The following is a 12,030-nucleotide window of genomic DNA, read 5'->3' as shown; positions in this document are numbered from 1 at the left end:
AGACTTTAGACAAAAATAAGCTGCGAATAAGGAGAAATTTTTATGAAAAACTGTGAGGAAAAAAGTAAGCGATTTTTGATCGGAATATTCTTACTCATGGTCTTTACGATGCCGATAAAGCTGAAAGCCAATGTTTACTATATTTTCATCGACAACTTAAGCGTCCCTGAACAAATGCTGATTAAAAGTATTCAGGGCATCGTAAACCAGAAGGTTAAAAACGGCGATGAATCTTTACATTCCGTCTATACAATAAACAGAGATGTAGACCTGGATTGGTTGGTCGATTATCGAAGTCAATACGGCTTTTCAACCAATTTAAAACAATTTTCCACTTTGTATAGTTATGGTAAACAATATATCGATAATTATGTGTTGTGGAGTCCGGGCAACACCTGGACGCTTAATATTGCCTGTACCTATGCCGCGTTACATCAGGCCATGGTTTTAACCCCGCAATTGGCAAGCGATTTAAATATTGCCGCCGAAAAAACATTGTTGATGGATTTTACTCAGGACCAATGGTATTATCCGGATATGAATAGCGGTGCCGCAGAAACTATTACGGGAAAGCTGGACGGATATACCTGGGCCATGAATCATCTGTTGCCGCAATGCGACTCTACCAAAATAATCACGCTCAAAGACAATATCCCGGATTTAAGAGATATGATTTTCTTTGACAATATTTTTACGATAAATCTCGATCCCCTGAACAATGAAGACGAAATCGCCCTGTTAAATACCATATTGTCTCAATATCCAGTGGGCGCAACCATGCTGGGCTGGGCCGATGGTAGCTTTGCTACAGAACCAGGACAAGATGAGGTGACGGTGGAAAGGGCGTTCGTTAAGATTTTGAGCGAAAATAACATGTATTTTGTTCCATCGGATTATGCCAATAATTTGTCTTTTCATGGCCTGTTCGATTTCCCGAGTAAACTGGAGCAACAGGAAAAAACCGGCAAATATGAACAAGGTAAAAAGTATGTCTGTTTTATCGCATCCGACGGCGATAATCTGCAATATGATATGAATTATATGCGCACCAAAATGTGGGAAAATTCCTACCGCGGCAAAGTACCTGTTGGTTGGACGATTTCGCCCAGATTGTACGAGTTTGCGCCGTTTATTGCCTGGTATTACTACAATAGTGCAGCCCAGGATGATTTTAACGATACCTTTGTGGCCGGGCCAAGCGGCTTTTCCTATGCGTATCCGTCATCTCTTGATGACAACGCTTTGATCGATTTTCTGCAAAAAACCGACATGACCATGAAAGAGATGGATATGTCGTGCATCGTATCAATTGATATTACCGGTAAGGAACAGGAAACCTATCAGAAATTTGCTGAGCATACTTCGGCTAAAGGGGTTTTTTTAACCGAAAAAGAACACAACGCCTATTTGCCTGAATATGATTATGTTTTTCAGTCCGGTAATCATGATCTTGGGCTTATTGTGGAAATGGTGCGGGTAGATGATCAACCCGTAAGCGACCTGGTAAATCAAATAAGACTCAATGCCTTTTTCAATAAATTTGTTTTTGTTTATTTCAATGTATGGTTCGATAATCTGGATATTGTTTACGGGATTTATCAGGATCTTAAGGCCGATACAAGTTACAGAGTGGTCGGCCCGGCTGAGTTTATGGATTGTCTGATGCAATATCACCTGGGAACAGCCATTGAACCCGATAATTCATCCAAGTTGACGCCGTCCGATTTAACGCTACATCAAAATTACCCCAATCCCTTTAATCCGGAAACGGTTATTGCTTACACATTGCCCGCCGCGGGTGAAGTAGAATTGAATGTTTTGAATACCAGAGGGCAAAAAATCAAAACATTGATTAATAATGTTCAATCCACAGGGAAACATCAGGTTAAGTGGGATGGCACGGATGATCAGGGACGGAAAGTTAGCAGTGGTATCTATTTTTATCAGATAAAATTTGACAATAAAATAAAAACAAAGAAGATGATTTTGCTTCAATAAAAAAGCGACGGTGGAGCCCTGTTAAACGATAAAGGGGAAGAAAGAATGAATATTTGTAAAAGTTTATTGTTTTTAATTTTTACAGTCACATTGATCGGTTGTCAAAATCAGAACAAAGATTTTACTCAATATGTCAATCCTTTTATCGGAACCGGAGGACATGGGCATACTTTCCCGGGCGCCACGGTCCCTTTTGGTATGGTGCAATTAAGTCCGGATACCAGAATAAGTGGTTGGGACGCCTGCGGAGGTTATCACTATTCCGATAGTACCATAATCGGTTTCAGCCATACACATCTTTCAGGAACGGGCTGTATTGATTACGGCGATATCCTGTTTATGCCGACGGTCGGTAAACTGCATCTTCAGCCAGGAACGGAAGAAAATCCCCAATCCGGCTATCGCTCGCGCTTTAGTCATGAAAAAGAAATGGCCGAAGCCGGCTATTATCGCGTTTTTTTAGATGATTATCAGATTCAGGTGGAATTAACCGCTACGCAACGCGTCGGTTTTCATAAGTACACCTTTTCTGCAAGCGACGAAGCACAAATCATAATCGATCTATTACACGGTTTGGGGCCGGATAATGTAATAGAAGCTAAACTGAACTTTGTCAATGATAGTTTAATTACCGGCTTACGTCGTTCAGAAGGATGGGCAAGAGATCAAAAAGTTTATTTTGCCGCCCTTTTTTCCAGACCCTTTGAAGAATATGGCATTGCCGTTGACAACAAGCTAGAAAAATCTCGCAGAACGGCTACTGGCAAAAATATAAAGGCCTATGTAAAGTACAAAACCGGGCAAAGTGAGGCTATTCTGGTTAAAGTGGGGATTTCTGCGGTAAGCGAAGAAGGCGCTCTGAAAAATCTAAAAAAGGAAGCGCCGGATTGGGATTTTGAGCGAATCAGAACTCGGGCCAAAGAAGCCTGGAACCGTCATTTCAATAAAATTGAAGTGCAGGGCGGTACAAGAGAACAACGCATTACTTTTTATACGGCTTTGTATCACGCCATGATAGCCCCGAATCTTTTTATGGATGTGGATGGAAAATATCGGGGGATGGATGGCAAAATTCATCAGGCAAAAGATTTTGTAAACTACACCATTTTCTCACTCTGGGATACGTTTCGAGCGGCGCATCCTTTGTTCACCATTATCGATCAAAAACGGACGATCGATTTTATCAGAACCCTGCTGGCCAAATATCAGGAAGGGGGCATTTTACCGATCTGGGAATTAGCCGGCAATTACACCGGAACCATGATCGGTTACCATGCCATACCGGTTATTGTTGATGCCTACATTAAAGGAATACGCGATTTTGATGCGGAGCTCGCTTACCAGGCCATGAAACACAGCGCCATGCAAGACCATCGGGGGTTAAAGTACTACAAAACGCTGGGTTATATTCCTTTTGACAAAGAAGCGCATCAATCCGTTTCCAGAACTGTGGAATATGCTTACGACGACTGGTGTATTGCTCAAATGGCTAAAGCGCTGGGTAAAGACAAAGATTTTAAACTTTTTAATGCTCGCGCTCAGTTCTATAAAAATGTGTTTGATGCTGAAATCGGTTTTATGCGAGGAAAAGATTCGAACGGACAATGGCGTATCCCTTTTGATCCGGCTGCAATTCATACTAAGGGCGGTGAAGATTTTACCGAAGGAAATTCCTGGCAATATACCTTTTTTGCCCCACAGGATCTGGAAAATTTTATCGAACTCTTTGGCGGAGCAGAGCCATTTGTTAAAAAGTTAGATTCTCTTTTCTATCAGGAACCGCCTGAAAACCCGAGTCTTCCGGATATTACAGGATTGTTGGGTCAATATGCTCAGGGCAATGAGCCAAGCCATCATATCGCCTATCTATACAATTATGCCGGAAAGCCCTGGAAAACACAGCGCATTGTCAGGACCATTGTGGATAGTCTTTACACGGCAAACCCGGACGGCCTGTGCGGTAACGAAGATTGCGGACAGATGTCGGCCTGGTATATCTTTAGCGCAATGGGCTTTTACCCGGTTTGCCCCGGGCTAAAAGAATATGTTTTCGGCAGTCCTATTTTTGATAAAGTAACGATTTATCTTGAAAACGGACGGCAATTTACCATAAAAACCGAAAACAACGGCAAAGATAACCTTTACATACAATCCGTTAAAAAAGATGATTTATCCTATTCCAAAACATATATAACGCATGACGATATCTTAAACGGGGGTACGTTAACCTTTAAAATGGGCGATAAGCCCAACAAATATTGGGGCGTTCATAAAGACGATTTACCTCATTCGTCAGTGGATATTAAGCTTTCTGTAGATGAATTAAAAGCGTTTTTGCAAAAGCAATAGATGGAAATAAAATGAGAAAAGGAGATAAATAATGCGCCGGACGCTTCCAATTTTTTTGGCTTTTTTAGTCATGGGATTCGGAGACGTGGTAGGGCCTTTGGTAGGGCTTGCTAAAGAATCATTTGCCTTAAGTAACACGGTGGCCTTTACGTTGACTTTTATGGGATTCATCATGTTTGGAATCCTTTCGCTTCCCATTGGCATTTATCAGGATAAAAAAGGTAAAAAGTTTATTCTTTTGCTTGGACTTTCTATCGCTTTTCTGGGAATGATTTTACCAACATTTACTTTAAGTTCGTTTGTAATATTACTGTTGTCCGTTTTATTCTTAGGCGCCGGGGCTACGATTATGCAAGTTGCCGGCAACCCCATCATGCGCGATGTTTCCGCCGAAGGGAAATACGCCCGTAATCTCAGTCTTGGTCAGTTTGTTAAGGCCATTGGTTCATTAAGCGGACCTGTTTTGCCTGTTTTGGCGGTAAGGTACTGGCATGCCGATTGGAAAATTGTTTTTCCTATTTACGGGGTAATTGTTTTATTGACCATTATTTCTGTGAGTACATTAAAGGTAGAGGAAAAAAAATACGAAAAATCGGAACCGGCGTCTTTTCGTTCTTGCCTGGCTCTTCTTAAGAACAAATATGTCCTAATGATGGTCATGGCTATTTTTGTTTACGTAGGAGCGGAAGTGTGCATGAGCTCTGGAATACCTCTTTATTTAAAAGAACAATTTGGTATTAATATTCAAAAATTGGGCCTGCTGGGAACGGGGTTGTTTTTTACGGCATTAATGGTTGGGCGATTTTTGGGCGGTGTGATCTTGACCTGGGTAAAAGCTAAAACGTTTTTTGTTGTTACCTCAATTCTTTCTATAGTATCAATTTTAGGGCTTTATTTGGGTAGCGCAACCATAGCCATTATTGCCGTGATTTTTATAGGATTAACTTTTGCTAATATCTTCCCGTTGGTCTTTTCCATTACCATTGAGCATATGCCCGAAAAAACAAACGAACTTTCGGGTTTAATGATTACAGCCATTGTAGGCGGAGCGATTATTCCACCAATAATGGGGATGATTTCCGATTTAACATCTTCCACTTTGATGGGTTTTTTGGTTCCCATGGCCGCTATTGTTTATGTTGCCTGGACGGCTTTGATTAACTTGAAAAACGCCTGATTGTATGAAATTAAGGAGACTGGTAAAAATGGGCTATGAACAGGATGAACGTATTGTAATGACCCTGGATGCCGGCGGAACAAATTTCGTGTTTTCTGCCATTCAAAAAAACCAGGAAATAATTGATCCTATCCGGCTCCCTTCGAATGCGCACGATTTAGAGTTGTGTTTGCAAACTATTATAGATGGATTTACCAGGGTTAAAAAGCAACTGCCCGAACCTGCAGTAGCCATTTCTTTCGCTTTCCCTGGGCCGGCGGATTATCCGGACGGAATTATTGGCGATCTGGTTAATTTACCGGCTTTTCGGGGCGGAGTGGCGCTGGGGCCAATGCTGGAAGAAATTTTTCAATTACCTGTTTTTATTAACAATGACGGAGATTTGTATGCCTTTGGCGAAGCTCTGGCCGGATATTTACCATACATTAATAATCTTCTAAAAATAGCTGGCAGCCCAAAGCGTTTTCAGAATTTAGTTGGTTTTACCTTAGGAACAGGATTTGGCGCGGGCATTGTGCGTAAAGGAGAATTATTTATTGGCGACAATTCCGGCGCGGGAGAAGTATGGCTTTTGCGAAACAAACTGCATCCTACTATGAATGTGGAAGAAAGCGTAAGTATCCGCGCCATACGCGGAGTTTACGCTCAGTTGACAAACATTCTATTCGAAGAATCTCCCTCGCCAAAAGAAATATTTGAAATTGGAATGGGAAAACGACCTGGCAACAAGGAAGCAGCCATCGAAGCTTTTCAGACCATGGCCGAGGCGCTTGGAGATGCTATTGCCAATGTATTAACGCTTATTGATGGCCTGGCTGTTATTGGCGGCGGGTTATCCGGCGCGCATCCATTGTTCTTGCAAAAAATGATCGATGAGATGAACGGAAAGTATCGAAATTTTCAGGGAAACGAATACCGGCGGTTAGTTCCCATTGTGTTTAATTTAGAAAACAATAAAGACTTAGATAAATTTTTACAGGGTGAGAAAAAGGAAATAACAATTCCTAAAACAAATAAAAAAATTATTTATGATGCCCTTCCAAGATTAGGTGTTGGAATTTCAAAAATAGGTACGAGCAGAGCAATAGCTTTAGGAGCTTATGCCTATGCTTTAAACGAACTTGATTCTAAGAGCAAACGGAATTAAAAAGAATTCATGTGTAAAATTAATGGATAATCAAAGAAATGGATGAAATAATAAGTTAAAACATAAATAAAAGGTGGACTATGATGAAAGTAAAGTTAAAATTTGTCTGGTTAAGTTTGATTTTTATCAATTTACTATTGCTCGGAATGTGGGGATGCGAAAAAGACATGAATCAATCTGGTTCGTCCATGAAGGTTTATCATATATCTCTTAAAGATCTGGATATTGGCGAGCAGATGTTGGTTAAAAGTCTTCAGGGCTTATTTAACCGGAAAATAGAAGAAGGCAATAAGGAATTGCCTATGATTTACACATTTATCCGCACAAGCGATTATAAATGGTATGAGGATTATAAAGATAATTATCCCCTCAGCTCGGAATTAAAAACCATAGTGTCGTTAATTTATGATGCAGATGCGTATGCTGATGGTTATGTATTGTGGGATACCGCAAGGCCCTGGACATTAACCATAGCTTTTACTTATGCCGCACAATTCAATGCGCTTATCCTTACGCCTCAATTGGCAGATCAATTACATATTAATAAAAAGCTATTAATGGATTTTACTCAGGACAAATGGTATTACCCTACTATTGACTCCGGTCAGGTACAAAATATTTCAGGAAAGGCGGAAGGATATGCCTGGGCTTTAGAACGCCTGCTAGCGGGTTGCGATATGACCCGCTTGGTCTATTTGCGCGATGACATTCCGGATTTAAAAGATTTTATCATTTTTAAAAAGCTTTTTGCCATCAATCTGGATCCGTTGAATAATACGGACGAAATCAATTTGCTAAAACAGATATTATTAAAATATCCTCCAGAAATTCAGGTGCTGGGATGGGCAGACGCCAGCTATGCTACCCAGCCCGGTCAGGACAATGTGACCGTGGAAAAAGCTCTGGTAACCTTGTTGAGTGAAAACAACGACTTTCTGCTGCCGGCAGATTTTGCCAACAATCTTTCATTTCACGGTCTGTTTCAGCCGCCTACCAAATTAGAGCAGGAAGAGCAAAGCGGAATCTATGAAAAAGGCAAAAAATACGCCTGCTTTATTGTTTCGGACGGAGATAATTTACAATACGATTTCAACCACATGCGCACCGTTTTATGGGAACACAGCAAACGCGGAAAGTATCCTCTGGGATGGACACTGGCGCCTACGTTGGTGCATTACGCGCCTTTTATTGCCTGGTATTATTATAACAGCGCGGCAGAATCCGGTTTTAACGACACCTTTATAACCGGCCCCAGCGGTTACGCCTATGTACATCCGTCTTCGCTGGATGAAGCAAATCTATTGGCTTTTATCGATTTGACGGCTGAAGCGATGAAAAATATGGACATGAGTTGTATGGTTACCATTGATAGTCGCGGAAAGGAGTCAACCACCTATCAAAAATTTGCGGAAAATTCGGATATCAAAGGTGTGTTCATGGTCGAACCGGACCATGCGTATTATCCACCCGGACGTAGTCATGTTTTTTCAACCGATACACATGACATGGGGTACATTGTAGAAGCGGTGCGGGCCAGTAAACAAACGGCGAATGATTTAACGAATGAAATAAAAATTGCCGCCCAAAAATATCCTTTTGTCATGGTTTACGTCCATGCCTGGGATAACAATTTTGATGCGGTTTTTGAAACCATAAAAAACCTTCAAAGTAGTGGCGAGTTTGAAGTCGTCGGGCCGTATCAGTTCATGGATTGCCTGATCCAATACAAGAAACAATAGGAAAATAGCCAAAATGATTCGTTTAGTATCGATTATTTTTAGCCTTTTGACATTATTGGGATATAGCTGTCAGGAAAAAAACAGTTCGGTGTCAGCCGGCGATACGACTTCTGCTCAGCCGGAGCGTCTGGCGCTAAGCCCGTATCCGGCTTCAAGCAGGCCAGATAAGCTATTTATTATTAATGATCATAATTTTTCGCCTGCTCAATTGTTAACCATAGAAACTTTGCAGGGAGTGTTGGCCCAAAGAAAGCCGCAAATCTATCGCCTGGCTAACGATGGTGATGCGCAGTGGCTTGAAGACCTGAAAAACAATTACGGAGTAGAAGTGGACTACTCGTTGCAAGCGAATTTTGAGGCATTGCTGTCTCATTTTAAAAATGATATTGCAGGATATATTGTTTGTAATGTTAACGATCAAACGGTGAATACGGCTATTTCATTATGTGGCATAACAAAGGCAGTGGCTGTTACCGCCGAGAACATACCGATTCTTGAAGCTATGGGAATTCCCTTGCTAAAAGATGTGAGAAATACGGATGACGCCTGGTTTTTTACCCATTATGCGGATAGCATCAATAATAGAATACTGTGTTACCAGAAAGAAGATCGTTTTGCCTTTTTAGCCGATTATGCCGTATTCGGAAAAATGATCACGTTTTATAGCCCGCTGACTTCAGAATTAACGCAGAAGATATTCGCTTTTATGCAACCTAATACTCCTTTATTAGGATGGGGCAGCGATGAATTTCAATTGATTTATCATAGCTCTGCGAATTCCATTCCGGTTCATCCGGCCGACTGGGCAAAGAATCTTTCTACTTTAACCAATTTTAGCGTAAGCCTTAAACAACAAACCGCAACTCCGGACACGCAAATAACTGAAAATGTACATACGGTTTGTTTTGTTATGACCGACGGAGATAACATTCAATGGCTTTTGAATGATTTTACCACAAATTCACGCTGGTACGGAAGCCCGAATCGTTCAAAAGCAAAGTTGGGCTGGACCATTTCGCCTGCGTTAAGCGAGCTGGCTCCGACCGTTATGAAATACATTTACGACCGTGCAGACGCCACGAATGCCGGAAGGGACTATTTCATCGCCGGCCCTTCCGGGCTGGGCTATATATTTCCCGATCGATATAAAAATTTGGTAACATACGCTTCGTTAACCAGTCAATTTATGGAAAAAGCAGATTTGCGTATCGTTAATATTATTGGCAATACTCGGTCGGCTGAATATTTAAAACCCTTTTTAGATCAGCAAAACATCGATGCTATATTTTTCTACTATTTTTCCAATTATTCAGGCGGAATGGGAAAAATCGACTGGCTGAACGGGAAGCCGGTTATCACCGGGCGCTTTAATTTGTGGGAAGGGTTCGAGACGCCGGAGTCCCTGGCGGAAAAGTTGAACTATTTTTCTGCGGATATTCATTCTGAAAAAGGTTATAGCCTTATACCTGTTCATGTGTGGTCAAATGGAGTTGATGATGTACTCCAATGCATTAGCCTGCTCAATAAAAATGTAAAGGTGGTTACACCAGACGAATTTGTTTACTTAATTCGAAAAAACTTGTATTCAGGGAATTAAAATTTGATATGAAGGAGCATAAAGAAAGGGAGGCATGGTGAAATACCTAAACACAATAGATTACACCGTTATAACCATTTATTTTTTAATTCTTGTCGGGCTGGGAATTTTCCTTCAAAAACGTGCCTCGAAAAACATCGAAGAATATTTTTTAGGTGGCCATAAGTTGCCTTGGTGGGCTATGGGCTTTTCGGGGATGGCGTCGTTTTTAGATGTTGCCGGAACCATGCTCATTGTATCTTTCCTTTTCATGCTGGGCCCACGGGGGTTGTACATTGAATTCAGAGGCGGAGCGGTGCTTATTCTGGCCTTTATGCTGGTTTATACGGGTAAATGGCATTACCGCTCAAAAGTGATGACTGGCGCGGAATGGATGGAATATCGGTTCGGAACAGGTTGGGGAGGCCAATTCGCACGCATGGTCTCGGCTATTGCTACAATCGTCGGCACCATCGGTATGCTCGCTTACATGGTGAAAGGCGTGGGCTTATTCTTATCCATGTTCTTACCGTTTTCGCCCTTAGTCTGTTCGTTAATTATGTTAGGCGTGGCAACATTGTACACCATGACTTCCGGTTTTTACGGAGTGGTTTACACCGATGTTTTTCAATCGTTTATAATTATCAGTGCGGTTATTTTTATTTCAATAATGGCCGGAATGAAAATAACAGATGCCGATTCTTTAGCTGCCCTGGCATACAAAGTAACCGGAAACAGCCAGTGGATGAGCTCGGCGCTTCAATGGGAAACAACCATGCCCAAAGGCTACGAAGCGTACCGCCATTTAATGCTTTTCGCCTTTTTCTATTTGTTGCGCAATGTTTTGGGCGGCATGGCTTCAGGCGCCGATCCCAAATATTTTGGAGCCCGTAATGAGCGGGAAACCGGCCTGCTTTCCTTTATGTGGACAGTATTGATGATGTTTAGATGGCCCATGATGATTGGCTTTGCGGTTTTAGGATTATATCTGGTAAATGATATATTTCCTGATCAAACGCTATTATCTCAGGCGGCAACGTTAATTAAAACTTATTTGCCGCATGTACCAAAAGAGCGCTGGGCCGATACCATTGCAGGAATAATGAACAGGCCTATGAATTATCCACCGGAGCTAATTGACGGACTAAAACATCTTTTCCAGGATCATTGGCAGGAAAAATTAAATTTACTCAGTTTTGAAGGCACCGTTAATCCCGAGCGTATCCTTCCTGCCGTAATATTATTTGATATACCCATTGGCGTTCGAGGGCTTTTATTAGTTGCGTTAATTGCCGCTTCCATGTCCACGTTTGATTCTACGGTTAACGCTACAACAGCCTTTTTTACGCGAGATATTTATCAGCGGCATCTACGTCCCAGAGCAAAAGAAAAAGAATTAATCTATATGTCTTACGCGTTTACTATCTTTTTGGTCATTTGCGGGTTTTTATTAGCCTATACCATCAGAAGCATCAATGATGTGTGGGGATGGATAATCATGGGGCTTGGCGGAGGTTTAGCCATCCCTGCTTTTCTCAAATTTTACTGGTGGCGCTTCAACGGCGAAGGCTTTGCCATTGGCACACTGGTGGGCATGGTTGCCGCCATTTTACAGAGAATGTTCTTCCCGGATTTAGTTGAGTGGCTACAGTTTACCATTCTCTCTTTAATTTCATTGGCAGGCATTATTATCGGCACTTTTTTAACCAGCCCCACGGACGAGAAAGTTCTGGTACACTTTTATAAAACCACACGACCTTTCGGTTTTTGGAAACCTTACAAAAATAAGCTGGATCCCGAAGTTCGCAAAAAAATGGAGCGGGAACATAAAAACGACATAATCGCCTTACCCCTGGCCCTTTGCTGGCAGGTAACGCTATTTTTATTACCAATGCAATTTTTAATTAAAACTTATGATTCGTTTATGATTACATTTGCTATTTTTGCAATTTGTCTTGTCGGATTATACAGGTTTTGGTACAAAAATTTACCGCCTAAAGAAGTAACAAATTGATGGTTTAGCGGAACTTAAAAAGAATGTAAG

7 protein-coding genes are annotated in these 12,030 nt (G+C 41.5%); all 7 read left to right on the top strand.

From position 1 onward, the window contains the following. Nucleotides 1–42 precede the first annotated feature (42 nt). The 7 genes from Cabys_RS16220 to Cabys_RS16190 all read left to right on the top strand — a co-directional run bounded on the left by Cabys_RS16220 (nt 43) and on the right by Cabys_RS16190 (nt 12,000). Complete coding sequence (locus Cabys_RS16220; protein ID WP_006927238.1) at nt 43–1,998, top strand: GxGYxYP domain-containing protein; 1,956 nt, start codon at nt 43–45, stop codon at nt 1,996–1,998. Between the two features lie 45 nt (nt 1,999–2,043). Then, complete coding sequence (locus Cabys_RS16215; RefSeq protein ID WP_006927237.1) at nt 2,044–4,347, top strand: GH92 family glycosyl hydrolase; 2,304 nt, start codon at nt 2,044–2,046, stop codon at nt 4,345–4,347. Nucleotides 4,348–4,378: 31 nt separating this feature from the next. Continuing rightward, nucleotides 4,379–5,524 carry an MFS transporter gene (locus tag Cabys_RS16210; RefSeq protein WP_006927236.1) on the top strand — a complete coding sequence of 382 codons (1,146 nt, stop codon included), beginning with the start codon at nt 4,379–4,381 and terminating at the stop codon, nt 5,522–5,524. A gap of 28 nt (nt 5,525–5,552) precedes the next feature. Next, complete coding sequence (locus Cabys_RS16205; RefSeq protein ID WP_006927235.1) at nt 5,553–6,671, top strand: ROK family protein; 1,119 nt, start codon at nt 5,553–5,555, stop codon at nt 6,669–6,671. Nucleotides 6,672–6,751: 80 nt separating this feature from the next. Further along, the gene (locus tag Cabys_RS16200) at nt 6,752–8,410 is read left to right on the top strand and encodes a GxGYxYP domain-containing protein (RefSeq protein WP_150109233.1); all 1,659 of its coding nucleotides are present in this window, start codon (nt 6,752–6,754) and stop codon (nt 8,408–8,410) included. A gap of 13 nt (nt 8,411–8,423) precedes the next feature. Then, on the top strand, nt 8,424–10,007 hold the full coding sequence (locus Cabys_RS16195) for a GxGYxYP domain-containing protein (RefSeq protein WP_006927233.1): 1,584 nt from the start codon (nt 8,424–8,426) through the stop codon (nt 10,005–10,007). Nucleotides 10,008–10,041: 34 nt separating this feature from the next. Next, nucleotides 10,042–12,000: a sodium:solute symporter family transporter gene (locus tag Cabys_RS16190; RefSeq protein WP_006927232.1), complete on the top strand. Its 1,959-nt coding sequence runs from the start codon at nt 10,042–10,044 to the stop codon at nt 11,998–12,000. Nucleotides 12,001–12,030: the final 30 nt, after the last annotated feature.

The organism is Caldithrix abyssi DSM 13497, from assembly GCF_001886815.1.
GTDB lineage: Bacteria > Calditrichota > Calditrichia > Calditrichales > Calditrichaceae > Caldithrix > Caldithrix abyssi.
The sequence above is the reverse complement of the archived record's forward strand: the minus strand, read 5'-3'. Positions and strand labels throughout refer to the sequence as shown.